Annotated in this window: 22 protein-coding genes; 10 read left to right on the plus strand and 12 right to left on the minus strand. The window is 40.7% G+C overall.

Translation table 11 applies throughout. The features are described 5' to 3' along the window. Positions 1–214: 214 nt before the first annotated feature. Positions 215–1183, minus strand: a complete 969-nt coding sequence (gene cysK / locus VCA1004_RS03800; protein ID WP_086982692.1) for a cysteine synthase A — start codon at positions 1181–1183, stop codon at positions 215–217. A 295-nt stretch (positions 1184–1478) separates the two neighbouring features. After that, on the minus strand, positions 1479–2243 hold the full coding sequence (gene cysZ, locus VCA1004_RS03805) for a sulfate transporter CysZ (RefSeq protein ID WP_086982694.1): 765 nt from the start codon (positions 2241–2243) through the stop codon (positions 1479–1481). A 372-nt stretch (positions 2244–2615) separates the two neighbouring features. Between cysZ and zipA the strand changes: the two genes are divergently transcribed. The 5 genes from zipA (at position 2616) to cueR (ending at position 8494) form a co-directional block, all read left to right on the plus strand. After that, positions 2616–3503, plus strand: a complete 888-nt coding sequence (gene zipA, locus VCA1004_RS03810) for a cell division protein ZipA (RefSeq protein ID WP_086982696.1) — start codon at positions 2616–2618, stop codon at positions 3501–3503. A gap of 86 nt (positions 3504–3589) precedes the next feature. Continuing rightward, complete coding sequence (ligA, locus tag VCA1004_RS03815) at positions 3590–5605, plus strand: NAD-dependent DNA ligase LigA (protein ID WP_086982698.1); 2016 nt, start codon at positions 3590–3592, stop codon at positions 5603–5605. 487 nt (positions 5606–6092) lie between these two features. Next, a complete protein-coding gene (locus VCA1004_RS03820) occupies positions 6093–7181 on the plus strand; it encodes a porin (protein WP_086982700.1) in 1089 nt (362 codons plus the stop codon). A gap of 82 nt (positions 7182–7263) precedes the next feature. Beyond that, positions 7264–8007 carry a YccT family protein gene (locus VCA1004_RS03825; RefSeq protein ID WP_086982702.1) on the plus strand — a complete coding sequence of 248 codons (744 nt, stop codon included), beginning with the start codon at positions 7264–7266 and terminating at the stop codon, positions 8005–8007. 88 nt (positions 8008–8095) lie between these two features. Next, positions 8096–8494 (plus strand): Cu(I)-responsive transcriptional regulator, encoded by a 399-nt coding sequence (cueR, locus tag VCA1004_RS03830; RefSeq protein WP_086982704.1) that lies wholly within the window; start codon positions 8096–8098, stop codon positions 8492–8494. A gap of 54 nt (positions 8495–8548) precedes the next feature. On the opposite strand, the gene VCA1004_RS03835 is transcribed toward cueR, so the two are convergent. After that, entirely contained in the window at positions 8549–9403 is an 855-nt protein-coding gene (locus VCA1004_RS03835) for a co-chaperone YbbN (protein WP_086982706.1), read from the minus strand. A 395-nt stretch (positions 9404–9798) separates the two neighbouring features. After that, positions 9799–10707 (minus strand): TIGR01777 family oxidoreductase, encoded by a 909-nt coding sequence (locus VCA1004_RS03840; RefSeq protein WP_086982708.1) that lies wholly within the window; start codon positions 10705–10707, stop codon positions 9799–9801. A gap of 99 nt (positions 10708–10806) precedes the next feature. Here VCA1004_RS03840 and yfcE point away from each other — a divergent pair, with 99 nt between their 5' ends. Next, positions 10807–11373 carry a phosphodiesterase gene (gene yfcE, locus VCA1004_RS03845; protein ID WP_086982710.1) on the plus strand — a complete coding sequence of 189 codons (567 nt, stop codon included), beginning with the start codon at positions 10807–10809 and terminating at the stop codon, positions 11371–11373. A 53-nt stretch (positions 11374–11426) separates the two neighbouring features. On the opposite strand, the gene VCA1004_RS03850 is transcribed toward yfcE, so the two are convergent. The 3 genes from VCA1004_RS03850 to VCA1004_RS03860 form a co-directional block, all read right to left on the minus strand. Beyond that, positions 11427–11702: a SelT/SelW/SelH family protein gene (locus tag VCA1004_RS03850; protein WP_086984627.1), complete on the minus strand. Its 276-nt coding sequence runs from the start codon at positions 11700–11702 to the stop codon at positions 11427–11429. Between the two features lie 216 nt (positions 11703–11918). Beyond that, entirely contained in the window at positions 11919–12428 is a 510-nt protein-coding gene (locus VCA1004_RS03855; RefSeq protein WP_086982712.1) for a regulatory protein ToxS, read from the minus strand. A gap of 8 nt (positions 12429–12436) precedes the next feature. Beyond that, positions 12437–13303 (minus strand): winged helix-turn-helix domain-containing protein, encoded by an 867-nt coding sequence (locus tag VCA1004_RS03860; protein WP_086982714.1) that lies wholly within the window; start codon positions 13301–13303, stop codon positions 12437–12439. A gap of 221 nt (positions 13304–13524) precedes the next feature. Between VCA1004_RS03860 and htpG the strand changes: the two genes are divergently transcribed. The 3 genes from htpG to hemH all read left to right on the plus strand — a co-directional run bounded on the left by htpG (position 13525) and on the right by hemH (position 17454). Continuing rightward, positions 13525–15450, plus strand: coding sequence for a molecular chaperone HtpG (htpG, locus tag VCA1004_RS03865; RefSeq protein ID WP_086982717.1), 1926 nt, complete (start codon positions 13525–13527; stop codon positions 15448–15450). Between the two features lie 252 nt (positions 15451–15702). Continuing rightward, positions 15703–16350: an adenylate kinase gene (gene adk / locus VCA1004_RS03870; protein WP_086982719.1), complete on the plus strand. Its 648-nt coding sequence runs from the start codon at positions 15703–15705 to the stop codon at positions 16348–16350. A gap of 129 nt (positions 16351–16479) precedes the next feature. Continuing rightward, positions 16480–17454, plus strand: a complete 975-nt coding sequence (gene hemH, locus VCA1004_RS03875) for a ferrochelatase (RefSeq protein ID WP_086982722.1) — start codon at positions 16480–16482, stop codon at positions 17452–17454. Between the two features lie 89 nt (positions 17455–17543). Here hemH and VCA1004_RS03880 read toward each other — a convergent pair whose 3' ends face one another. Beyond that, positions 17544–19043, minus strand: coding sequence for a peptide MFS transporter (locus VCA1004_RS03880; protein WP_086982724.1), 1500 nt, complete (start codon positions 19041–19043; stop codon positions 17544–17546). 374 nt (positions 19044–19417) lie between these two features. Between VCA1004_RS03880 and rfaH the strand changes: the two genes are divergently transcribed. Continuing rightward, complete coding sequence (gene rfaH, locus VCA1004_RS03885) at positions 19418–19906, plus strand: transcription/translation regulatory transformer protein RfaH (protein WP_086982726.1); 489 nt, start codon at positions 19418–19420, stop codon at positions 19904–19906. A 130-nt stretch (positions 19907–20036) separates the two neighbouring features. Here the strand turns inward: rfaH and asnB are convergent, their stop codons facing one another. The 4 genes from asnB to nagA form a co-directional block, all read right to left on the minus strand. Continuing rightward, positions 20037–21701, minus strand: a complete 1665-nt coding sequence (gene asnB / locus VCA1004_RS03890; RefSeq protein ID WP_086982728.1) for an asparagine synthase B — start codon at positions 21699–21701, stop codon at positions 20037–20039. A gap of 243 nt (positions 21702–21944) precedes the next feature. After that, a complete protein-coding gene (locus VCA1004_RS03895) occupies positions 21945–23573 on the minus strand; it encodes a cation:proton antiporter family protein (protein WP_086982730.1) in 1629 nt (542 codons plus the stop codon). Between the two features lie 96 nt (positions 23574–23669). Beyond that, the gene (gene nagC, locus VCA1004_RS03900; RefSeq protein ID WP_086982732.1) at positions 23670–24884 is read right to left on the minus strand and encodes a DNA-binding transcriptional regulator NagC; all 1215 of its coding nucleotides are present in this window, start codon (positions 24882–24884) and stop codon (positions 23670–23672) included. Position 24885: 1 nt separating this feature from the next. After that, the gene (gene nagA / locus VCA1004_RS03905) at positions 24886–26022 is read right to left on the minus strand and encodes an N-acetylglucosamine-6-phosphate deacetylase (RefSeq protein WP_086982734.1); all 1137 of its coding nucleotides are present in this window, start codon (positions 26020–26022) and stop codon (positions 24886–24888) included. Positions 26023–26030: the final 8 nt, after the last annotated feature.

Here is a 26030-nt window from a genome sequence, read left to right on the forward strand (position 1 = left end):
TCGCTAGTGAAGAAATAAGTCGCGCCAAACTTGTCCTTTCAATCATCACTTATATTTATTTATTTCTAATACCTAACCTATGGTCAAATATTAGGCTTCTTTATTTTGAAGCTTAAAATAAAACAGCCCGATTATTACTAAAGGCGTGGTGCGAATCAACAAAAAAGCCCCATAAAGGAGCTTTTTTCCGAGAAAAATTGATTTGAACCAGTTTTTACTGTTCGTTCTCTTTGTCGGTAAAGAGGCCTGAAAATAGAGCGGTGCTGAGGTAACGCTCACCAGAGCTCGGTAGGACTGCTACAATAGTTTTTCCTTCAAATTCAGGGAGTTCTGCTATTTTGTTAGCCGCTACAATCGCTGCTCCAGAAGATATTCCTGCTAAGATTCCTTCCTCTTCCATCAGGCGACGAGCCATGATAATTGCTTCATCTGAAGTCACAGAAATAACTTTGTCGATTTGCGATAAATCTAAGTTACCAGGGATAAATCCGGCACCAATGCCCTGAATTTTATGTGGCGCAGGCTTAATTTCTTCACCTGCTAGTGCTTGAGCAATGACGGGTGACTCTGCTGGTTCGACGGCAACTGTGGTGATAGCTTTACCTTTAGTATTTTTAAGGTAACGGCTGGTTCCAGTTAATGTACCACCTGTACCTACGCCTGAAACAAACACATCGACTTGACCGTCTGTGGCATCCCAAATTTCTGGACCGGTAGTTTGTTCGTGAATGGCTGGGTTTGCTGGGTTATTAAATTGCTGTAAAAGGAGATATTTACTCGGATCGCTGGCTACGATCTCTTCGGCTTTAGCAATTGCGCCTTTCATGCCTTTTGCTGCTTCAGTGAGCTCTAAGTTGGCTCCAAGTGCTTTGAGAAGTTTACGACGCTCAAGACTCATAGACTCTGGCATGGTTAAAGTTAGTTTGTAGCCGCGTGCTGCTGCGACATAAGCTAGTGCAATACCTGTATTGCCACTGGTTGGTTCAACCAATTCAACCCCTGGTTTTAACAGTCCTGCTTTTTCTGCCTCCCATACCATGTTGGCACCGATACGGCATTTTACGCTAAAGCTAGGGTTGCGGGCTTCAATCTTCGCTAACACATTGCCTTTGCTTACACGGTTTAGGCGCACGAGAGGGGTATTACCAATCGTCTGAGAGTTATCTTCGTAAATTTTTGTCATGTCGATGTTCCTTCATTACACAGTAGAGTAAGAATAGATTTACTTAAGCGTACCTCATTGAACCTGTTCAATTGGGATTCACTTTCTCAATTGGGGTCTAGGTGCTTTTTATGCAGTTTCAAAAGGATAAATCTTCAACGGATAAGGTGAAAGGAATAAATGGTTATATGATATGGAGAAAAGGTACCCTAAGTTGGAAAATGCGATGCTAATAATAAGTGCGCGTTCTCTTGCTTAACAACCATGGCCCGTCTCAGGTTAGAGCCATGGTTGGGGGTGGGAGGGATAACCAAGATCAGTTTTTAGCTTTATATCTGTCGACCCACATTGCTGTAGCACCACAAACGGCAACCGGCATTACGAATAAGTTTACAATGGGTATCATGGTACATACTGCGACTAATCCACCAAAGCTATAAGCTCGCCATTTATCTTCTTTTAAGTCGTCTTTCATTTTAGGAAAGGTGACTTTATGGTTATCAAATGGATAATCGCAGTACTGAATGGCCATCATCCAAGCAGAAAAAATAAACCATAAGATCGGGCCTAATGTTTGTCCTAAGGCAGGAATGAGCAACAGGATAAATAGCCCTAATGCTTTAGGTAAATAATAGACTAACTTAATCCATTCTCGGTGTAGAATGCGTGGAGTATCTTTAATCAGTGAGAACAAATTTTGTTCACTAGGACCACTGCCAGTTAATTGAATTTCTAATTTTTCCGCCAATAAGCCATTAAACGGCGCAGCAATCCAATTGGCGACTGTGCTGAAAAAGTAGCTGAAGGTGGCAATGATGGTAATCCCTAATAAAGGAAGTAGTAGGTAGGATAACCAAGAAAACATATCAGGAATGGTGCCAAGCCAACTTTCTAACCACTCACTTAAATTGCTATATAAGTAGAATAAAGAACCACCAAACAACAGAATATTGGTGATAAGTGGTAAAATAACAAATCGGCGGATTCCTGGTTTAAAGCAGAGCTGTGCTCCATAGAAAAAATAACCAAATCCAGTTTTAGTCGTAAGGGAAGTTTTCTGGTGAAGATCAGAAGACGACATGAACACTCCAATAAATCAATATAATGTCTAAACGCTATTCTACTGTTATCTTGCAATAAGAAAAGAGAAAGCACTTGTTAAGCATAATGCAGCCAATGCGCTATCGCACAAAAAAACATCACAATGATTCACTCAATCATCACAATGCTTGACTTAATTATAAAGATGCCTGAATACTGACATTATTTGGTTCAAAACTGATATAAATATTTGGTAAAGTAACGGACAGTGTTATGCAACCAACTTGTTTTTCTCTTTTGGTGAGACATTTTCATAAAAGAGTGAAGGCAATATAAGTATCAAAGTGATGGTTTATTATTCAGTAAGTTGGATGATGGTTTCGATAATTAGATTAATAGTTGAGAGTGACAAATGCAGGAATTGCGACTAGTACTCATCATTGTTGGCGGTCTGGCTATTGCTGGTTTGCTGGTACACGGTATTTGGACGAGTAAGAAAGAAGGTAAAGCAAAATTTGCTGATAAGCCTTTAAACAAAATGGAACCTAAAGTCGATACTTTACTCGATGATGATGCAGAGGAAGGCATTGTTTCACATGCTAAGCCGATTGCAGAAAGAACAGAACCGGCTTTTCACGCTGAGGTCGAGGATGAAGAGCACGACCCTTTATTTGGACGCTCGGATATTGGCATAAAAGAAACGTCATTTTCAGCAACACCCACCGAAGAACCAGAATTTACCTCTCAACCAGAACCTGTGGTTGAGCCTGCTATTGCTCAACCAACTTATGAGCCATCTCAGCCCAAAGCTGAAGCAGTACCAGCGGTGGAAAAAACAACACAACAGCCTGAACCTGAAGCTAAAAAAGAAGAAATGGAAGTGATCGTTTTTCATGTTCATGCTGCGGGTAATGCGCAATTTGTCGGTACTGATCTTTTTGAAAGCATGAAGCAAAATGGCTTAATTTATGGTGCGATGGATATTTTCCACCGCCATACGGATACCTCTGGTACTGGTAAAGTTTTATTTAGTGTCGCTAATATGATGAATCCTGGCACATTGGCTCATGATGATCCGGCAACGTTCCAAACGAAAGGGATATCGTTTTTTATGACCCTGCCTTGTTTTGGCAATCCAGATCAAAACTTTAAGCTCATGCTTCGAACGGCTCAACAGATCGCGGATGATCTAGGGGCAAACGTTCTTGATGATAAGCGCAACTTAATGACACCAAATCGATTGTCGGCGTACCGTCAACAAATTCGTGATTATGTCGCAAGAAATGCCGAAGTCGAATAGCAAAAACACGTAAACTAGAGGCTCCTTTACTGGGGCCTTTTTTATTAATAATCCCATAGATTTTATGTAATAGTCAGGTATAGACAATGGCGAATGATATTCAGCAAACAATAGAACAATTACGCGAAACACTGCATTACCATGGTGTGCGCTATTATGTTGAAGATAATCCTGAAATTACCGATGCAGAATACGATCGCTTAATGCGAGAACTTCAAGCGTTAGAAGCTCAGCATCCAGAATATTATTCCGATTCTTCGCCGTCGATGCGAGTTGGTGGTAAACCGTTAGATGGATTTTCTCAAGTGAAACATGAGATCCCAATGCTTTCGCTCGATAATGCGTTTGAAGATAGCGAGTTGGATAACTTTCATAAAAAAATTGCTACTCGTTTAAAAGATCAACACTGCAAAACGTATTGTTGTGAACCGAAATTAGATGGCTTAGCCGTAAGTTTATTGTATGAAAATGGCGTATTGGTTCAAGCCGCAACACGAGGGGATGGTTCAACAGGAGAAAACATTACCGCGAATGTGAAGACCATCAAATCGATTCCATTAAAGTTACAAGGCACTGACTGGCCGCAGCGAATTGAAGTCCGCGGTGAAGTATTTATGTTGCTTGATGGCTTTCATGCTTTTAATGACAAAGCTTTAAAAAATGGCACTAAGCCGTTTGCTAACCCTCGTAATGCCGCCGCAGGCAGTTTACGTCAACTCGATTCTAAAGTGACCGCTACTCGTCCTTTAAGCTTTTACGCGTACAGTGTTGGCGTGGTGGAAGGGGGTGAGTTACCCGTGAGCCACTATCAACGCTTTCTGACGTTAAAATCGTGGGGTTTGCCAATGTGCCCTGAGACCAAAGTGGTGGAAGGGTTAACACAAGTCAAAGCCTACTATAACGATATTTTGCAGCGCCGTAGTGAGCTAGCTTATGAAATTGACGGAGTTGTGATTAAGGTTGACGATATTGCGCTGCAAGAGGAGTTGGGCTTTGTCGCTCGTGCGCCTCGTTGGGCCATTGCCTATAAATTTCCTGCGCAAGAAGAAATGACACGCTTAAATGATGTGGAATTTCAAGTGGGCAGAACTGGGGCGATCACGCCTGTTGCTAAGTTAGAACCTGTGTATGTAGGGGGCGTTACTGTCAGTAATGCCACCTTGCACAATGCCGATGAAATTGAACGTTTAGATGTGCGTCTTGGCGATACCGTTATTGTGCGTCGTGCGGGGGATGTTATCCCTAAAATTGTCGGAGTGGTTCCTGACCGACGTCCAGCTGAGGCGGTGAAAGTGAATTATCCGACTCAATGCCCAGTGTGTGGCTCTGATGTTGAGCGTATCGTTGGTGAAGCGGTCACACGCTGTACCGGAGGTCTAATTTGCCAAGCGCAACGTATTGAAGCGCTAAAACATTTTGTATCACGTAAAGCCATGGATGTAGATGGTTTAGGCGTTAAAGTGATAGAACAATTAGTTGATCGTGAAATGGTAGAAACACCGGCCGATCTTTTTAAATTATCAGCGGGAGTGTTAACCGTACTCGAGCGCTTGGGGCCTAAATCAGCACAAAATATTGTGAATGCTTTAGAGGCTGCGAAAGAGACAACATTAGCCCGCTTTTTATACTCGTTAGGGATTCGTGAAGTGGGTGAAGCGACGGCGCAAAACCTGGCGATGCATTTTACTTCTTTAGATAAAATACGCACGGCAAGCCAAGAGCAACTGATTGAGGTTCAAGACGTAGGGCAAGTGGTTGCAGAGCATATTGTGCACTTTTTCTCAGAAGAAAATAATCAGAAAGTGATCGATGCTTTGATTGAGCAAGGCATACATTGGCCTGAAGTTGAAGTGATAGCGGATCCGGAATCTTTACCATTAAAAGATAAAACCGTAGTGATCACGGGCTCGTTTACGCACCTAAATCGTAATGATGCGAAAGCGGCCTTACAAGCGCTCGGTGCCAAAGTCGCTGGTAGTGTATCGAAAAAAACCGATATTTTATTTGCAGGAGAGGCGGCTGGTTCTAAATTGACGAAAGCTCAAGAGCTAGGAATTGAAGTTCAAACAGAACAACAGCTACTGAAAATTCTTGATAAATAGCTTTATTTTAATTTTTAAATAAGTATCTATTTTTAGGGTGTCCATTTGGGCGCCCTTTTTTTTACTTTTAAGTAACATGAGTGTTGTTAATGTTAATAGTAAAATATTTTCATCGAAAAAAGATAATCATAGTGAATGATTCTTTGCGGTGGAATTAAAGTTTTCATTTATATTTGCTTTTTATCTTATTGATAAATATGAATTATATTCTTATTTTGCGAGAAGTGTGATTTGAGTCACCTTTGCAAGGGAACTTTGCACTGGCTCATGTTTTTTTGCTAAAAAATTAACTTAGTGTTGATATTTCGCGTAGCAAAGTTAGTCTTAAGCACGTGGGTACACATTGTGTATAAACATAATAAATATTTTTTCGCCTAGTTAGTTTACTAAGCGAAATAACAGAAAAGGATACCTTGTTGCTTTCGGCGGCCACTTAAAGTTTCAAGGTGAAGTCAATACAGCTATGTCCATTTTTAGGAGCTTTTCCATGGAAAAAATTTTTAAACGTACGCTTTTAGGCGCGGCAATTTCTACCGTCGCATTGGCTGGTACAGCTAACGCAGCAATTCCTCTTGCAGGTGATGCCGTTCAATTTTATGGTCAAGCAGCAGGTTATATGTTGTTTGCTGATGACCAAGATGACAGTAACTTTGGGGTCGACTTAGAGTCACGTATCGGTTTCCGTGGTACTGTTGAGTTTGAAGATTTTGCACCAAATCTTATTTGGCAAATTGAAGGTGGTAATGCCAATAACGGCGATAAATCAGGGCAGCTAGGTGCTCGTGATACTTATTTAGGTCTTGATTTTGACGGCTTTGGTTCTATCAAATATGGCCGTCAATTAGTGGCAACTTATAACTATGTTGACTGGCCTCACTCGAACCCAGGCTTAGGTAATGTCTTTGATTGGAACAATGATATTGGTGCTGGCTTCCAAGATCGTGCTGATCACGTCGTACGCTATGATTCTGCAAACTGGGGTGGTTTTTCGTTCCAAGCAACGGTCAGTGGTATGGAGAATACTGTTGATGCACTAGTTGCAAGTGTGGCAGCGTCTTACTCTGCTGATATGTTTAATGTTCATGCGGGTTATTATAACCGCGGAGATTATGACAGCACAGGTCCTAATGGTGAAAACCAATATATTATCGATCCAAATACGGGCGAAGTTGTTCTTAACCCAAATTACGATCCAAATGGAGCCAAAGTTAAAGTTTATGGTAACAACTATGCCATCGTTGGTGGTAGTTTGTTCTTAGGTGATGTGACATTTACTGCAGCTTATAAATATATGGAGCAAGACTCTGCCGCTGGTACAAACAGCCAAAATGCATGGTCAACCACAGCTCAATATGTACTCAATAATAAATGGGTATTTAAAGTTGGTTACGCAGGTACGGATGATGCCGATATGGCAGATGGTACTGGTCAAGATACCGCAGATACTGCTTTGACAGCTCGTCTAGGATACTTACTACCAAGTACATATCTATACATCGATTCACGTAACTACGACATGAACAATTCTGGTGATTGGAACAATTTCGTTCTTGTCGGTGCTGAATACTATTTCTAACTCACATTGTTAGCACTTTAGTTTTGTTATAGTAATCGGGCACCACTGATGGTGCCCGTTTTATTAAGATTAAGGATGAAATATGAAGTCACTTAAAATTTTGTTGTTAGCTGGTTTGGTTGGAGCTTCGTTTCAAGCAGCTGCAGATGTCAAGATAAACCTTAATCGAGATGTTCAACCTTTAGTCATTAATGGTGAAGAGCTAGGCTTTAGTTTAAGCGATAAAAGCGAGTTCATTTTAAAGGATGGTCAGAACCAATTGGTTCTTCAAGTCTCAAAATTAGTACAAAATCGTGGGGAATATGAGAAATTTAATTCAGCGGCTATTGTTGTCACTTTTTCAGCTTCAAATGCTAGTTTGACGATATCGCCTGAAGGTAAGATTTTAACCACAGAAGATGCGAAGCAATATAATAAAAACCCTAAGTTATTACTAGTTAATCAATCAAACAAAAGCATTGCAGCCCAGCAAGGAGTCTTAGTCCCGCTCAGTGGGTTGACTCGTGATTATACGAAAGAGCTTGCAGCTTATAATAAATCCAATAACATTATTGTTGCTGGTTCAACAGCAACTGCTGTTGCAGCAACGTCTGTGTCCTCTGACAAAGGGGCAAGTAAACCACAAGAAATGGTGGAATATTGGTATGGTGAAGCCTCTGATGTAGAGAAAGAAGCGTTCTCTAGTTGGGCTTTCCAAAATAGAAAGCAAGTTTCTAATGATTTAAAAACAACTGATAAACCAAGTGAAATGCTGGATTATTGGTATAAGAAAGCGTCTCCACAACAAAGAAGTGCCATTCTAAGTTGGTTATTAACCGTTGAATAATATTGCCAACACTTCTCTTTAGTTGAATGAGTTATACTAAGCCGACCATCATGCATATTATGGTCGGTTTTTTTATGAGGTTATTTTGATGAACATTAGTCAAGTTGCTAAAGTCACGGGGCTATCGGCGAAATCTATTCGTTTCTATGAAGATAAAGGCATTATTCAGCCCCCCATTCGCTTAGAAAATGGTTATCGGGACTATGCTGAGCGTCAAATTGAACAATTAAAAATTGTAGCGCGGGCGCGGGCTGTTGGCTTTAATTTAGATGAATGCAAAGCATTAGTTAGCTTAGCTTCGGATCCTTGTCGCAGTAGTTTTACTGTTAAAGAAACAGCCAAAGCAAAGTTAGCGGAAGTTGACAACAAGTTAGCGGAATTAACCTTAATTCGACAACAGTTGGTTGATTGGATTCAAGAGTGTCCAGGGGATGAAGGCCCTGAGTGCCCCATTATTAATGGTTTGACTGGGAATCAATCACACTGAGGCGTTTTTAATATGAGGAAAAAGGGAGCGTATGTGGCTCCCTTGTCATCAGGCTTAATACAGTAAAGAATAAAGTTGGCGTCGATATTTTGAAGCAAGTGAATTGGTTTGTCCCAAGGCGGCTAAAATATCCATACAGACTTTTTTCACTTCACCTTCATGAGCATTAAGATCTTTTTTCAGCACGCTCATTAATAATTGCAGTGCTTCATCATCTCGTGCAACTTGATGGTATTGAAGGGCTAGGTCACACAAACATATCAGATTATCAGGTTGCGCAGCCAGTTGAGTTTCAAGGGCTTGAATTTCTGGGCTATCTGCTGCTTGTTGGTGCAACTCGAGCTTAGCCACTAACCCTTTGTAATAATTATCTTGGTATTCAAGGGGTATATGCTCAAGCTGAGAGGCGGCCAGGTCGAACTGTTGAGTCTCCAAGTAGCAATCAGCGATAGCCAGTTTAATATCACCACGTGAGAGATAGCTTTCTGGTAAAGTTTGCAGTAACCCTAAAGCTTGTTGGTGTTGGTTGGCTTCCATCGCTTCTATGGCATGTTTAAGCGTTAAATCATCTTGGCTGGGTAAGTGTTTACTTAGCATTGCCGTAATTGAATTAATATCTTGTGGTCCCGCCATACCATCGACAGCTTGTCCATTGGAAAATAATGCGATAGTCGGAAGAGATTGAACCCCAAATTGAGCGGCTAAGTTAGGCTCTGCTTCACAGTTTAAAAAGGCGAGCAAAAAGGCACCTTGGTATTGATGAGCTAAAGTGGGTAACTCATTAATGATCGTTGTACTTTCTGCGACGGATGGTGCCCAAAAATGAATAAGAACGGGCAGCTGTTGAGAGCGCTCTATGGTTGAGCGAAAGTTTTGCTCATTAAGTTGAATGATGTTCTCTGGTTGCATCTCAATATCCTTGAATTGTGCAGATTATATTAGATGGTTTATAAATCACTGATGGACCTAAACATATCTATAACAATGAGGGTTTGTTCTACACTTTTCAAGCATCTGTGCTCATCATGAGGGACTTTCTTCACGATAATCGTATTGATGTGCCAAGGTAATTATATTTCCATGTAAGAAATTAAGAAATTAAGAAAAAAGCGACCACCAGGGTGATGCATAACCAATTTAGTCTATTGAGGGTCATCCTACGGCTCCAAAATGAATATCCTCTAATTAATTAAGGATATAGTGCCGCAATAATATTAAGCTTTCATGACATCGTATGATATTTATACACTTAATTTTGCCGTTGTTAAAAATATAACTGGCTGATTCTTATTGTTTCTTTTGGGTTATCGATGAAAGATTTGCTTTAATGCAGGCTCAAGATGTGAGTAAGTAAAAGTAAAGCCGAGCTCGGTTAAGCGCTTAGGCTTGGCTCGAACACTTTCGAGGACTAATTGACAGGATTCACCCATCACAATATTCATAAGCCATTTGGGAGAAGCTAAGAAGGCTGGACGCTTTAATATTTTGGCAAAGCATTGTGTGAAAGTACTGTTAGTGACAGGGTGTGGTGCGCTTAAATTAAATACCCCTTTGGCTTGCTTGTGCTGAGTTAAGTACGCTATCGCGCGTGCGGCATCTTGTAGATGAATCCATGGAATATATTGTTCACCTGAGCCTATTTTAGCTCCCAACCCAAATTGAAAAGGGGGAAGCATTGCGGCGAGGGCACCACCTTGCGCACCTAATACGACACCAGTTCGTAGGAGGCAGACTCTGGTGTTATTACTTTGAGCTTGTAAGGCGATGTTTTCCCATTGCTGACAGACTCGATAGGGAAAGCCTTGCTCGGCCAATGTTGAGTTTTCGTAGACATGTTGATTCTTTTTGTCCCCATAGATGCCAACAGCGGAACCACTAATTAAGCAATGAGGAGGCGATTGACTCTTTTTAATGAGTTCGACCAACTGTTGGGTGATCTCCCAGCGACTGGAACAAATCTTGTCTTTTTGGTGCGAGCTCCAACGTTTGTTGGCGATGGGCTCCCCTGCTAAGTTGATTACGGTATCAATATGATTAAGATCAGTTAAGTCTGATAATTTACTGATATAGTGAATATTTGAAAAGTCAGCATGCTTTAAGGCTTTTTTAGCCTGACTGATAGAACGGGTAAGAACCGTCAGTTGGTGGCCAGTGAAATGCTTGATCAGTTCACTACCAATGAAGCCCGTGCCTCCTGTGATTAAAATATGCATACGTTCTCCTTATCAATCGCCTTAATTATAGACTTTGGTTTTTGTTCTGCCGAGAGCGGATGACGGTTCTCGTTTTTACACCAATGAAATGAGTTTGATATGAAACTATTTTTTATTTCTGATTTACATGGTTGTTTGAAATCAACCCAACAAGCCCTGAATGCTTTTGAGCGATCTGGAGCGGAGCATTTGATCTTACTAGGGGATATTTTAAACCATGGTCCAAGAAATCCAGTGCCAGATAATTATAACCCCGCTGAAGTGGCCAACCTTTTAAATCAGTACAAACATTGTATCAGTGCGGTACGCGGTAATTGTGATAGTGAAGTCGATCAAATGTTATTGGAATTTCCGATGCTTATGGATTCGATGTTAGTACTATTAGAATCTGGGCAAAAAATGTTTTTAACTCATGGGCATTTATATCACGCGAGTCGCCTTCCGTTATTAAACCCAGGGGATATTTTATGTCACGGACATACGCATATCCCACAAGCCAGTTGGCATGATAAACAATTTATTTTTAACCCGGGTTCTATCACGTTTCCTAAAAATGGCTTAAAAGCGAGTTATGGCCTGTATCAAGATGGCGTGTTTAGTGTGCTGCTTTTAGAAGACGATACGCTGTATACTCAAGGTTCTCTATTGGTAGGCGATATCTCTTAAATAGAGGCTAACTTTTAAATAGAAGCCAACTCTTATAATAAGAGCGTCTAACACTAATGAGTATCGACATGACCTAGAGATCTTTCTGGGTCAATAATATCTCGGACTCTTTGTTTGAGTACTTTTGCTTCTGGAAAGCCATTATCGACTTTTCTATCCCAGATAACCTGACTATTACAATGAATTTCAAATCGCCCTCCAGTGTCAGGATGTAGGGCGATAAAATCAACATCTTCACTAAACGTGTGTAAGAGTTCCTGGCTTAACCAATTGGCTCTCAGCATCCAATTACATTGGCGACAATAATAAATGTGGATCTCGGCTTTCATTTTATCGGTTCTCTTATCATCATGGGGAACGTTGTGAATACCAACCTTACTCATTACCAGATCATCTCATTAGTCTGATTGGTATAAGGGATAACGGTAAAACATGGAGCCTTTCTAGAGTCGCAATTATATTGAGAGCCACTAAAAAAGGGGGGGGGGTACACATTGAGCCCCCATGTCCACACGATACTTACATTTTTCTTGTAATATGCCAGCTTAATCTAATTCATAAAGCAGGGTTGAGCCATGCCCTAAGCTTGTCAGCAGCAAGGTTCGATCATCAATGACATCGATTTTACGGCTTTGTTGAGAGCTGATTTTAAATAGATTTTTCAAAGTATCTGCGTGCTCAGCAGAGATTTGCGTGATCGGTTTAGTCGAAATATCTTTAAACTCACTCGGTACGACAATCAGGTAATTATCACTTAAATCCCATTGGCCGGCTTCAGCAATGGTGATCTCGACAGGCTCTTTGATATTTTGGCTTGAAAATACTAACGTCGAGTTTTTCAAATAAGTATGGTTTGGTAAATATTTTACCGTTGAAGTTATCACGGCTTTATCTAAAGAAGAGGCACTATGCTCCCAGAGGCTCATGTAAGCAATCGTGGTGGAGTGCCATTCTTGAGAGAGCAATTTTTGCTTAATCTTTCCATCCCCATTCCAATATAAGAAGGAGCCGATAATGGCAGCAATGAATATGGCAATAGATACTGTTTTTTTCATAGTCACCTCTATTGACACAGTAAATTGAAGTCGGTTTGGTTTCTAAATAACACGATGGTTTTATTTTCTTCCGAATGGGCGACATCGTGAATGAAATTTAGCGCAATATCGTCATTACTTCCGCCAGTGGTAACTACTTTAGTCAAAGGTGTCGAGGTGTCTTTTTGGTAACTTTTAGTACACTTTTTAATGATAGGTAACCAATTATCAATTTCTGCTTGGTTGGAAAGGAGCATCAGGGGCACATTATCTAACATAGCCACTTGAACAAGATCTTCCGACTTTGGAGTGCTGGCTATCCATGCGGTTAACGGTACCGCCAAAGATAAGGCCCAAACGCATTTAATCCATAATGGCGTTTTGGTTTTTTCTGGTTTTACTCCTACAGGTTGATGAGCATGAGGAGCAGAAGATGTTGTTATTTCAATAGGTTGATGTATCGCCGGTTCTTGAATATCAGCAACAGTAGTCATTATCTCTGCCTCATTGAGAGCGGCGGAGATGTCTTCATTTTGTTTTTGTGAGGTTGCTGGTTCAACTTCAGAGATCAGTTGATAGCCGCGCTTAGGAACGGTTTTTATAAATTGTGGTGATTTTGTAGAATCTTGTAGCATCTTACGCAGCGTAGAGATGGCTTGAGTTAGGCTTGAATCGTCGACCTGAAATCCTTGGTCACGCCAGACATACTCATGCAATTGATCCCGACTCACCACTTGATTTGGGTTGTCAATTAAAATCATAAGTATACGGCTTTCGTTACTTCCTAAACGTACGATACTATCTTCATCATTATCATTGAGATCAGTAAGCGTATTGCTATAAGGATCGAAGATGAACTTTTGGGCAAGAATATATTTAGTGCCTATATTAGTCATTTAGGTGTTCTCAGTAGCAAAAAGGTTGATTTTACTCTTTCGATGGGATGTAAATTATCGAAATTTAGATTTTATGATGTTTTTCGCCTTCATGATAATCAAAATTGATAAGAAAAACACGAATTTGATGATTTTTTACCTTGAATTTATATTCCTCCGCCCAAATTTCATAAATACGATTTTGATTAACACCTATACGAGCAACACAAAGTGGAGTTCTCATGAGCGATACAATGACAAATAATAAAGAAACCCGTGGATTTCAATCTGAAGTAAAACAATTGTTACATTTGATGATCCACTCTTTGTATTCCAACAAAGAAATCTTCTTACGTGAGTTAATTTCAAACGCATCGGATGCCGCAGATAAGTTGCGCTTTCAGGCTTTATCCAATCCAGATTTATATCAAGGTGATGCTGATCTTGGGGTAAAGCTGTCTTTTAATAAAGAGACCAATACGTTAACTATTTCAGATAATGGTATTGGTATGTCTCGTGACGATGTGATTGAGCATTTAGGTACCATTGCAAAATCAGGTACAGCTGAGTTTTTCTCTAAATTATCAGAAGATCAAAGTAAAGATTCACAGTTGATTGGTCAATTTGGAGTCGGTTTTTATTCGGCCTTTATCGTGGCTGATGCGGTGACTGTCCGTACTCGCGCAGCCGGTGTTGCGGCAGATAAAGCCGTGCAATGGCATTCTGCCGGTGAAGGTGATTACACCATTGAAGACATTACCAAAGAAACGCGCGGTACTGACATCGTCTTACATATGCGTGAAGAAGGAAAAGAGTTCTTATCTGAGTATCGACTACGTGATGTGATCAGTAAATATTCTGATCATATTGGTATTCCTGTTTCGATTTGGGTAGAAAAAGACGTTGAGACGGGCGAAGAAAACGAAGATGGTACTAAAGTCACCAAAAAAGAGTCGTCTTGGGAGCAGATCAATAAAGCACAGGCATTATGGACTCGCACTAAATCTGACGTTACAGATGAAGAATACATTGAGTTCTATAAGCATGTATCACACGATTTCGCCGATCCTTTAACTTGGAGCCATAACAAAGTTGAAGGTAAAAATGATTACACCAGTTTATTATATATCCCGTCTAAAGCACCATGGGATATGATGAATCGTGATCATCAAGCAGGCTTAAAACTGTATGTGCAACGTGTCTTTATTATGGATGATGCTGAGCAGTTTATGCCTTCTTACCTACGTTTTGTTAAAGGCTTGATTGATTCAAATGATCTACCACTGAACGTATCACGTGAAATTTTACAAGATAACAAGATCACGCAATCGCTACGCAATGCTTGTACTAAGCGGGTGCTAGGTATGCTTGAAAAATTAGCTAACCGTGATGAAGAAAAATATCAATCATTCTGGAAAGAGTTTGGTTTGGTACTAAAAGAAGGCCCAGCGGAAGATTTCTCTAACAAAGAAAAAATTGCCGGTTTGATGCGTTTTGCATCGACACATGTTGAGAGTGCCGAGCAAACCGTTTCTCTTGCCTCTTACGTTGAGCGCATGAAAGAAGGCCAAGATAAGATCTACTACTTAACGGCCGATAGTTATGCTGCGGCGAAAAACAGCCCACACCTTGAGCAGTTTAAATCAAAAGGCTTAGAAGTAATTTTAATGTTTGACCGTATCGATGAGTGGTTGATGAACTACTTAACAGAATTTGACGGCAAACAGTTCCAAGCAATTACTAAAGCCGGTCTTGATTTATCTACATTCGAAGATGAAGCTGAAAAAGAGCAGCAAAAAGAAACGGAAGAGCAGTTTAAGTCGGTTATTGAACGTACCAAAACTTACCTAGGCGACCGTGTTAAAGAAGTTCGTACGACCTTCAAGCTTGCTAATACTCCAGCCGTTGTGGTCACTGATGACTACGAAATTGGTACTCAAATGGCGAAGTTACTTGCTGCAGCAGGTCAAGATGTCCCTGAAGTGAAGTACATTTTTGAAATTAACCCAAATCATGCATTAGTGAAACGTATGGCCGATGAAACCGACGAAGAAGCATTCGGACGTTGGGTGGAAGTACTGTTAGGTCAAGCGATGTTGGCTGAACGTGGGGCAATGGAAGACCCAAGTCACTTTGTGGGCGCAATCAACGCACTATTGACTCATTAATATTTAACAGTAATACATTGAAAGATGAGTTATGGGTAAAAATGTCGCTGACTAAAAGAGAAGTCACAGACCAATCATAACTAAAAATGAACTAAGGTCGGAATTTGTGGTAAAATCCCGGCCTTAGTTTGTAATTTGTCGTTAATCTTTTTGATAACAAAGAGATACTGACGCAATCATTATACCGAAACTTACCGTAGTGGCTGCATTACAGTGAGCTTCGGTATAAAAATATTAAAAAGAGGAATAATCATGCGCATCATTCTTTTAGGCGCTCCGGGTGCAGGTAAAGGTACTCAAGCTCAGTTCATTATGGAAAAGTTTGGTATTCCACAAATCTCCACTGGTGATATGTTACGTGCGGCAATCAAAGCTGGCACTGAGATGGGCAAACAAGCAAAAGCGGTTATCGATGCTGGGCAATTAGTATCGGATGACATCATCTTAGGTTTAATTAAAGAGCGTATTGCACAAGACGATTGTGAAAAAGGCTTCTTATTAGATGGTTTCCCTCGCACTATTCCTCAAGCGGATGGCTTGAAGGCACTGGGTGTTGATGTTGATTACGTGATCGAGTTTGATGTTGCTGATAGCGTGATCGTTGAACGTATGGCAGGTCGCCGTGCTCACTTAGCATCAGGCCGTACTTACCACGTAGTTTATAATCCGCCTAAAGTGGAAGGAAAAGACGACGTGACTGGTGAAGATCTTGTGGTTCGTGATGACGATAAAGAAGAAACAGTACGCGCTCGTTTAGGTGTTTATCATGAACAAACAGCACCATTGATCGCTTACTACACCAAAGAAGCGGAAGCGGGCAACACGACTTACTTGAAGTTTGACGGTACAAAACCAGTTTCTGATGTTAGCGCTGATATCGAAAAAGCACTAACAAAATAATGGTTATATTCATCGTTATTTTGTCTATTGATTTGATAGGTAAAAGAGTCGATGTATAGAAAGATTATTTGATATATTAAGCGACCTTAGTGTCGCTTTTTTTATAGCTATTAATGATGAGAGGTGAAGATGAGTACACCAAATGGAGCTCAAACAGGCGTATTACTCGTTAATCTTGGTACACCAGAAAGTGCAACCCCTCAAGGTGTGAAACAATTCTTGAAGCCATTTTTAAGTGATAAGCGAGTAGTGAGTATTCCTCGTTTAGCTTGGTGGTCATTGCTCAATGGTATTATCTTACCTTTACGCTCTCCTAAAGTGGCTAAGGTTTATCAACAAGTTTGGATGGCAGAAGGCTCACCGTTAATGGTGTATTCCAAACGTCAGGTTGAAAAATTACAAACGGTATTAAATCGGCCAGTTGCCTTAGGCATGACTTATGGAAATCCAAGTATTGAAAGTGGTCTCCAACAACTCTTGTCCCAAGGCTGTGATGAGATTGTGGTCTTGCCTTTATATCCTCAATATTCCAGCACGACGACAGCAGCAGTCTCGGATGCAATGGCCCGTTGTTTGCAAAAAATGATCACCATGCCCAGTTATCATTTTATCCGTGACTATCATACGCATCCTTTGTATATCAAAGCATTGGCTCATAAAGTGCAGCAATATTGGCAACAACATGGGCAAGGGGATTACTTACTTTGCTCTTATCATGGTATTCCGCAGCGCTTAGCCAATCAAGGTGATGTCTATCCTCTGCATTGTGAAATGACAACACAATTGCTTGGTCAGGAGTTGGGTTTATCGCCTGAGCAAATAGGGATGAGTTATCAATCAAGATTTGGCAAAGAAGCGTGGCTACAACCTTACACTGAGCAAACATTACAACAACTTGCGGCGCAAAAACATCAAACCTTAGATGTTATCTCTCCTGCTTTTGCGAGCGATTGTATTGAAACATTAGAAGAAATTGCTATCGAAGGTAAAGAGATTTATCAACAAGCGGGCGGGAAGGCATTTCGCTATATTGAATGTTTAAATGATAGTGATACGCATATTGAGATGATGGCGGCTCTGGTTTCTCCCTATATTACCGATTAGGTTAGGGTTTTAAGCGAGAAAATACATCTTAAACAGATAAAAAAATACCGCACTAAGGCGGTATTTTTTTTAGATAGAAAATTTACTTTTTAACGAATCGCTTGGTGTTGCTTATCAAGGCGACGCATTAATGGTAATACAGCCAGTGCAATGAAAGTACACACGACCGCAGCCATACCGAGTTTATTAAATAAGCTGGTGTAAATAGGTAACGTTTCTAATGGATCTGTCATGCCTTTTGGAATGCTGGCAAAGTTTGCAACCACACCACCCAAGTATTGAGAGATACCCGATGCGACGAAATAAGCACCCATCATAAAGCCACCCATACGCTCAGGAGCGTAACGAGCAATCATTGCAAGACCAAGGCCGCTAACTAGTAATTCACCTAGAGAGTAAGCACCGTAACCAGCAATCATCACCCATGATGTGGTTTTACCATTGACAGCAAAGTTACCCGCAAAACCGTAAACAAAGAAGCCAATTGCCACGACCGCAAAACCAAGAGCAAATTTAGCCGCAATTGAAAGGTCTTTATTTTTAGCGCCCGCTTTTGAATAGATCAGAGCAAGCACTGGGCTTAATAACATGATCCAGATTGGGTTCAAGGCTTGGAACTGAGCTGGAGACCATGTTAATAAGTGACTACCAAAAACGGTAAAGTTTAAGTCCACGTTACGTAATGCAAATAATGCCAGTGAGGTTGACATTTGTTGGTAGAAAATAAAGAAGAAGACCGTTTGAATGATCAACACTAGCGCTGCAATTAAGCCGGCACGTTCATGTTGCTCACTATTACGAATTAGGTATGTAAAAATACCAAGTACCACAATACCCGCGACGTAAACGAAAATACGAGCCAGTTCTTGATATTCAAGGATCAGGGCAGAAACACCGACCGCGATCACTGAGCCAGCTAATACGAGCATTAATTTACCCATATGAACAGGTTTTGTATCAGGTTCTGAGCCGTAATCTTTTAAAGTGTTACGCATGACACAGTAATTGGCGAGGCCGACTAATAAGCCGACACAACATACTGCAAATGCCGCGTGCCAACCAAATTGGTTTTGGTATTGTTCATTGATGTAATCTTTTACCCAAGGCGTTAGAAGCATGGAGATCGTTGAGCCGACGTTAACTGCCATGTAGTAAATGGTAAATGCACTATCGATTTTAGAATCATCACCTTCGTAGATTTTACGAACGAGGTTACCCGCATTGGGTTTAAATAGACCATTACCAACGACAATGACACCTAAAGCAATAAAGAGCACCCAAGTGTTTTCTGATGGAATCGTCATTAACGCATAACCAAGAGAAAGAACAAATGCACCGATGATCATCGTACGCTTGGTGCCTAATATTTTGTCACCAATCCATCCACCAATAGCAGGTGAGACGTAAATTAGTGCTGCACAAGCGCCCCAGACTAAGTTTGCACGGGAGTCTTCAAATCCTAAGCGTTGGATCATGAAGTAAACGATGAGGGCTTGCATGCCGTAATAACCGAATCGCTCCCATAATTCGATTAGTGACACAGTCATAAATGACTTAGTCTTAGAAACCGTTGCTTGTTGTGTTGTCATTTGATTTCCCATTTCAATATTGGTTTAGTGCAAACTACATTAGCGCTAAACCGTATAATGTTTTGTTTGTGCTATATAATTAGCTTTTTATTATTGCGCATATCTTAATCATTATTCATAAGTTTTTATAATGTAAGAGAACACAGAATCTAATGCTGAGAATATATATACAGCTCAAAAATTGAAACTACAATGATTTAAAACTATTCTTTTTACATTTTCTTACTGTCTGGACAATTTTTAACCGTAAATATCCATATAAGATGTAAGAGTTAATCTTTGTATACAATTTCAATCGATTTGTTTGGCCGTCAGCTGTGTGAATAAGGGATGCATCCTGTTAGGATGAATAAATTTTTTTAAGGTTCGAGTCGATGAAGAGCTGGTATTTACTTTATTGTAAGCGCGGAGAGCAGAAGAGGGCTACGCTGCACTTAGAAAATCAAGGGGTAGAATGTTACTCACCCGAAATTGAAGTTGAAAAGATTTTAAGAGGTAAAAGACAACGGGTTTGTGAGCCACTGTTTCCTTCTTATATGTTTATTGCGATTGATCTAGAAGTAGGGCCAAGCTTTACCACCATTCGCTCCACTCGAGGAGTCATGGATTTTGTTCGTTTTGGAGGGCAACCCTACCAAGTTCCGAGAGGGATCATCGAGCGTTTACAATGTTATCAAGCTTGTGATGAAGCTTGTGCTCAACTGCCTAAACATGGACAAAAGGTTCAAATCACCGCTGGACAATTTGCAGGATTTGAGGCCATTTACCAAGAGCCTGATGGCGAAAAGCGGTCAATACTATTGATTACCCTTATTAATAAAGAAGTGACCATTAAGGTCGATAACGCTCAAGTTGACTGGTAAAACAGATTTTCTGTTCTTTTCATTTCATTTCTCTTTACTTTCATTGACTCAACCAAGCGCTGATTCAAAATAACAAAGCCTATTCTCATGGAATAGGCTTTGATTTTATTGTACGTAAGCGATGAATAAATTAATAAGCGTCGTTATGCACGGCTTTTACGGCACGCCCTGATGGATCTGCATTGTTTTTGAATGATTCATCCCACTCGATAGCCGTTGCAGAAGAACAAGCCACAGAAGGGCCTCCAGGGACACATTTAGCTGCCGATTCTAATGGGAACAATTCTGCAAAAATCTCACGGTATACGTAACCTTCTTTTGTGGTTGGCGTATTGTATGGGAATTTAAATGCCGCATTAGCCAGCTGTTGATCACTTACTTTTTCCTCGGCTTGTGCTTTTAAGGAATCAATCCAGTTATAGCCAACACCATCGGAGAATTGCTCTTTTTGACGCCATGCAATCGATTCTGGAAGGTAATGTTCAAAACATTCACGTAAAACGTGTTTTTCCATTTTGCCATTGCCACACATTTTATCTTCAGGGTTAAGACGCATAGCAACATCGATAAACTCTTTATCTAAGAATGGCACACGACCTTCTACACCCCAAGCGGCAAGTGATTTATTGGCACGCGCACAATCAAACATATTTAATGCTAAGAGCTTACGTACGGTTTCTTCATGAAACTCTTTGGCATTTGGCGCTTTATGGAAGTATAAATAGCCACCAAAGATCTCATCAGCACCTTCACCTGAAAGAACCATTTTAATGCCCATCGCTTTGATTTTTCGTGCTAATAAGAACATAGGTGTAGAAGCGCGAATGGTGGTGACATCATAAGTTTCAATGTGATAAATCACATCACGAATGGCATCTAAACCTTCTTGTACTGTGTAGGTCATTTCATGATGGACAGTGCCCAGTTTTTCAGCCACTTCACGTGCAGCTTTAAGATCTGGAGCACCTTCTAAGCCAATAGCAAAGGAGTGCAATTGTGGCCACCAAGCTTGTGATTGTTCATCATCTTCAATACGTAGGGCGGCAAAACGTTTTGCTACTGCGGAGGTAATGGAAGAATCCAAACCACCGGATAATAAAACGCCATAAGGCACGTCGGTCATTAATTGGCGTTTTACGGCGTCTTCTAAAGCTTTGGTTAGATCTTCTTTGCTGGTGGTGTTGCCTTGTACCGCCGCATATTCCATCCAATCACGTTGATAATAGCGCACCGGTTCTGCGTCATCGGAGCCATAATAACAACCTGGAGGGAATTCACTGATGGTGTTACACACAGGTACTAATGCTTTCATTTCTGAAGCAACGTAGTAGTTACCGTGTTCATCGTAACCTTGGTATAAAGGAATGATACCGATATGGTCACGACCAATTAAGTATTTGTCTTTTTCTTCATCATAAAGAACGAATGCAAAAATGCCGTTTAATTCTTCTAGTAAGTCTTCACCGAGTTCTTGGTAGAGCGCTAGAATCACTTCACAGTCAGAATCAGTTTGGAAATTGAATTTATCGGCATAACGCGCACGAATTTCTTTATGGTTATAAATTTCACCGTTAACCGCAAGAATGTGTTTTTTGTCTTCACTATAGAGCGGTTGAGCACCACTATTTAAGCCAACAATTGAAAGACGCTCATGCGCTAAAATAGCCTTATCCGAAGCATAAATACCTGACCAATCTGGGCCGCGATGACGAAGCTTTTTGGACATTTCTAATGCCATTGGACGAAGCGTGGCTGGGTCTGACTTAATATCTAAAATACCGAATACTGAACACATATCTCAATCCTTAAAATCTGTTCTAAATTATCATTTTTTCGTTACATTCAATTTGCCACTATCAACAAAAAAAGCAACCAATCATTATTAAAAAAATGACAAAATCAATAATCCATTAAATAGCATTCACCAAAAAGACACTTATAGTGAATATTTTATTGGCTAGGTTGTTTTTTGTTCAAGCTAGCTATAAATCAGCACCTTCTTTTTTAAAATAGTTTTCCTGGTTTGTGAACTAAAGTATCAAGACTCGGTGAGATCTTTGGTTTTATCCCATTCTCCTGGTTGCATCATTTTAAATTGAGGAGATAACTTATCACAAACGTGACGAGCAAAACCGGCACCAGCTTCGTTATAAATATTAAATGCCGCATCGACTCCATTTTGTGTCATTTCTGTGACTTGGTCTGGGTATTCTGCAATCGCGGCAATTAATCCCTTATATTGACGGGATTTTAATTGTTCTAAAGCAAATTGGTTGCCTTTGTGGTGAGGCATCGCTAATAACACCAGTTTGACATTGGCAATATTTAAAATGCGGTCCCAAAAATCAGAGTCTGTTGCATCGCCATGAATAACATTACGGCCGCTATTGCGGTGAGTGCTGGCAATATCGGCGCGAGTTTCGACACCAAGGCTGATTTTGCCATAACGTGAACGGATTTCATCGTATGCTCCAGTGCCGATTCTTCCCATTCCCAAGATCAGGACTTGAGCATGGCCAGGATTGATACGTTTATCTTTAAAATGCAGTTTTTCATCAGAGCGTTCACGTAGCCAATGAGATGTATGACGATAAATCGTATTACTCATATTATTGATGGGGGCGGAAATGATGAATGACAGCGATACGGCAATAGCAATGGCCACCATCATTTCTCCAGGTAGCCAGCCCATTTTAAAGGCGATACCCGACACAATCAGGCCAAATTCACTGTAGTTAAGTAAGGTTAAGGATGCGAGTAATGAGGTGCGTACTCGAAACTTAAACAAGTTAATGACTGCAAAATACAACAAGCCTTTCATCGGTAGTAATAACATTAACAAGAGTGCTAATAGAACTCCGTCCATGGTTGGGGTATTGGATAAGCCAATACTTAAAAAGAAGCTAATTAGGAAGAGTTCTTTAATGTTAAAGATGGATTTAGACAGTTCGGAAGCTTTGTAATGCCCAGCTAATAACATTCCGACAACTAGCGCCCCTAAATCGGCTTTCATTCCGACAAGTTTAAACAGACCTGCGCCTACAACTAAGGCCATAAAAAAACCATAAGAAACTAACATTTCACCGTGGCCACATTTATCTAGGACTTTATAAAAAAGAGGGCGGGTAAAAGGCAAGGCAAAGAGCGCAATTGCATACCATTCAGGTGCTTTACCGGTAGAAATAGTCAAAAATAGCACTGCGAAGATATCTTGCATGACTAAAATACCGATTGAAATAGTGGCAAACGTCGAGTTCATATTGCCTTTTTCTTCTAAGCTTTTGATAGCAAAAACGGTACTTGAAAAAGATAAGACAAAAGCCAGTAAAAGCAGTTGTGAATGTTCTATATCATTGAATAAATTGATCCCAAGAATTTTTAGACCAAATAGCGCTAATGAAAAAAAGGTGGTTGAAAGGAGGTTGTGCAAAGTGGCGCTTGCCCAGATTTCTTTTGCCATTAAGGTTTTGGCATCTAATTTCAAGCCAATACTGAATAATAATAAAATAACGCCGACATCGGATAAGCCAGTGATCAATTCTGTAGTGTGAAAGCCTGCGTATTGCAAGCCAAAACCTGCGACAAGGAAGCCAACCAGCGGGGGTAATTTAAGATTTAATGCGATAAAACCTGAAAAGAAGGCAGCGATAATAAATAAGATATCCATGAAATCGGTATTCCTAACAATAAAAAAACGGGTATATCACTGGATATACCCGTCAAGATTATATACTGATTTTAAGTGGATTCGGAGCGATTAGGCTTATTCACCTAACAGTTTTTGCAACAAGACTCCATTTAACATCGCACGCTTAATCATGGCAAAAGCCCCAATAGTGGGTTTTTGGTATAACTGGGATTCCACAATGGGAAGGTTTTGATGGAAAGTCGCGAGTGAATGACTTTCGATATTACGTTGAATCGCTTGGAAAATGATCTCTTTCGATTTCACTAGCTCACCCGCGATAACGATTTTTTGTGGATTAAATAAGTTTACTGTCATGGCAATGGCTTTGCCAAGATAATGGCCGACCCGAGTGAGTGATTGCACTGCCAGTTCATCACCTTGATTGGCGTGTTCACAAATCGTCGTCATGGTTAGAGTGTCTAATTTCGCTAAACTGGATGGAAATCCTTGATCAAGACGAGACTGTACATGAGCAATAATAGCGGAGTTAGCGGCAATAGTTTCTAAACAGCCAAAGTTACCGCAATGGCATCGATCACCAAGTGGTTCAATTTGGATATGACCAATTTCGCCAACATTACGGTTAGAGCCTAAAAATACTTGACCGTTCACAATGATGCCGGCACCTGTGCCACGATAAACACTGACAAGAATGGAATCTTGGCAATCTTGACTCGCACCAAAATAGTGTTCAGCTAAGGCGAGACCGCGGATATCGTTACCCACGAAGGTTTCAACGCCAAAAGTATCGCTTAATAACTTGCCTAAAGAGAGATTATCTATTTCGGTATTAGGCATGTATTCAACCACCCCAGTTTCAGGGTTGACTAGGCCAGGAAGCGTCACACCAATAGCAATCAATTGATCGATTAGCCCTTTGTGTTGATTGATAAAAGCTTGGGTATGCAGAACAAGACCATCGAGTAAGTCTTGCTGCTTATCGTATTTGAAGGGGGCATGTTGGCTTGCCAACTCAAAACTACTGAGATCATACAAACTCAATTGAATATAATCGCGCCCTAAACGGATAGCAATAGAATGAAAGGGAGCGGTTTCAGTGGTCAAAGAAATAGCGCGTCGGCCACCCGTTGAGGCTTGTTGCGCTACTTCTTTAATTAAACCTCGCTCTAACAGCTGGCGAGTAATCTTAGTGACACTGGCGGGGGCTAATTGGCTAACATCGGCAACCTGTATTCGTGAAATCGGCCCTTGTTGGTCGATTAATCGATAGACAGCTGCGCTGTTCAGTTGTTTTACTAAATCTACATTACCAATTTGTCCGCCATTCATTCTATGCTTGCTCGTATTGTCCGTTAACAACCGTCGCTTTGACATTGAAGTCACGATCAAACACGGTTAAGTTTGCCACTAATCCTGGTTTGACCTGGCCGAGCTTATGGTCCACACCGATTGCACGAGCGGGATAAAGCGTTGCCATTCTGAGAGCTTCGTCTAAAGCGATTCCTACATGTTCAACTGTGTTTTGCACAGCTTCAATCATGGTTAAAGCTGAACCACCTAATGTGCCATTTTCATCAACACATTTTCCATTGCGGTAATATACTTTCTTACCAACAAAAATAAAGTGATCCATGTCCGCACCTGCTGGAGCTGTGGCATCCGTCACTAATACGAGCTTATCACCTTTAATCTTATGTGCGATACGGATATTAGCATAATCAACATGAAATCCATCGGCAATAATGCCGGCATACACTTCAGGCGTATCATAAATAGCCCCAACTACACCGGGTTCACGACCTACCATCGGTGTCATTGCATTGAATAAGTGCGTAGCAAAGGTTATACCATTTGCAAATCCAGCACGAGCTTCCGAGTAAGTCGCATTAGTATGGCCGATTGATACGATGATCCCAGCTTCACGTAAGCGTCGAATATGCTCTGGTGAATTTTGTTCTGGGGCTAAAGTCACTTTAGCGACCACATCATGATTATCACAAATAGTCTGGATCATGTCGTCATCAGACTTACGAATGAAGTCAGGGCGATGAATACCTTTTTTCAACACATTGAGATAAGGGCCTTCTAAATGTAGCCCTAGTGATTGATTTTGGTAACGCTGTTGATATTCACGTGCTGCGCTAAGTGCTTGTTGCATATCTTCATTGGAAGACGTAATTAAGGTTGGCAAGAAGCTAGTACAACCCGATTTTAAGTTCGCGTTATGCATGATTTGCATGGCATCAGCGGTGATGTCGTCATTGAGCATCACGCCACCACAACCGTTGAGTTGTAAATCAATAAATCCAGGGCTTAAATTTGCCCCTTTAAGATCGATAGTCTCAATATCATTTGGCAATTCATCTTGTTGGAGAATGGATTGAATCATGCCATTCTCTATCACAACGGCTTGCCCTGTCAGTACGTCATGACCAGTATAGATTTTTGCATTAATCAGAGCATACATATAAGCCC

Source organism: Vibrio aphrogenes (genome assembly GCF_002157735.2).
GTDB lineage: Bacteria > Pseudomonadota > Gammaproteobacteria > Enterobacterales > Vibrionaceae > Vibrio > Vibrio aphrogenes.

What these genes read in the sequence shown, in the direction of transcription:
- cysK (WP_086982692.1), bottom strand. Translation starts at nt 1,183, where the DNA reads ATGACAAAAATTTACGAAGATAACTCTCAGACGATTGGTAATACCCCT.
- cysZ (WP_086982694.1), bottom strand. Translation starts at nt 2,243, where the DNA reads ATGTCGTCTTCTGATCTTCACCAGAAAACTTCCCTTACGACTAAAACT.
- zipA (WP_086982696.1), top strand. Translation starts at nt 2,616, where the DNA reads ATGCAGGAATTGCGACTAGTACTCATCATTGTTGGCGGTCTGGCTATT.
- ligA (WP_086982698.1), top strand. Translation starts at nt 3,590, where the DNA reads ATGGCGAATGATATTCAGCAAACAATAGAACAATTACGCGAAACACTG.
- VCA1004_RS03820 (WP_086982700.1), top strand. Translation starts at nt 6,093, where the DNA reads ATGGAAAAAATTTTTAAACGTACGCTTTTAGGCGCGGCAATTTCTACC.
- VCA1004_RS03825 (WP_086982702.1), top strand. Translation starts at nt 7,264, where the DNA reads ATGAAGTCACTTAAAATTTTGTTGTTAGCTGGTTTGGTTGGAGCTTCG.
- cueR (WP_086982704.1), top strand. Translation starts at nt 8,096, where the DNA reads ATGAACATTAGTCAAGTTGCTAAAGTCACGGGGCTATCGGCGAAATCT.
- VCA1004_RS03835 (WP_086982706.1), bottom strand. Translation starts at nt 9,403, where the DNA reads ATGCAACCAGAGAACATCATTCAACTTAATGAGCAAAACTTTCGCTCA.
- VCA1004_RS03840 (WP_086982708.1), bottom strand. Translation starts at nt 10,707, where the DNA reads ATGCATATTTTAATCACAGGAGGCACGGGCTTCATTGGTAGTGAACTG.
- yfcE (WP_086982710.1), top strand. Translation starts at nt 10,807, where the DNA reads ATGAAACTATTTTTTATTTCTGATTTACATGGTTGTTTGAAATCAACC.
- VCA1004_RS03850 (WP_086984627.1), bottom strand. Translation starts at nt 11,702, where the DNA reads ATGAAAGCCGAGATCCACATTTATTATTGTCGCCAATGTAATTGGATG.
- VCA1004_RS03855 (WP_086982712.1), bottom strand. Translation starts at nt 12,428, where the DNA reads ATGAAAAAAACAGTATCTATTGCCATATTCATTGCTGCCATTATCGGC.
- VCA1004_RS03860 (WP_086982714.1), bottom strand. Translation starts at nt 13,303, where the DNA reads ATGACTAATATAGGCACTAAATATATTCTTGCCCAAAAGTTCATCTTC.
- htpG (WP_086982717.1), top strand. Translation starts at nt 13,525, where the DNA reads ATGAGCGATACAATGACAAATAATAAAGAAACCCGTGGATTTCAATCT.
- adk (WP_086982719.1), top strand. Translation starts at nt 15,703, where the DNA reads ATGCGCATCATTCTTTTAGGCGCTCCGGGTGCAGGTAAAGGTACTCAA.
- hemH (WP_086982722.1), top strand. Translation starts at nt 16,480, where the DNA reads ATGAGTACACCAAATGGAGCTCAAACAGGCGTATTACTCGTTAATCTT.
- VCA1004_RS03880 (WP_086982724.1), bottom strand. Translation starts at nt 19,043, where the DNA reads ATGACAACACAACAAGCAACGGTTTCTAAGACTAAGTCATTTATGACT.
- rfaH (WP_086982726.1), top strand. Translation starts at nt 19,418, where the DNA reads ATGAAGAGCTGGTATTTACTTTATTGTAAGCGCGGAGAGCAGAAGAGG.
- asnB (WP_086982728.1), bottom strand. Translation starts at nt 21,701, where the DNA reads ATGTGTTCAGTATTCGGTATTTTAGATATTAAGTCAGACCCAGCCACG.
- VCA1004_RS03895 (WP_086982730.1), bottom strand. Translation starts at nt 23,573, where the DNA reads ATGGATATCTTATTTATTATCGCTGCCTTCTTTTCAGGTTTTATCGCA.
- nagC (WP_086982732.1), bottom strand. Translation starts at nt 24,884, where the DNA reads ATGAATGGCGGACAAATTGGTAATGTAGATTTAGTAAAACAACTGAAC.
- nagA (WP_086982734.1), bottom strand. Translation starts at nt 26,022, where the DNA reads ATGTATGCTCTGATTAATGCAAAAATCTATACTGGTCATGACGTACTG.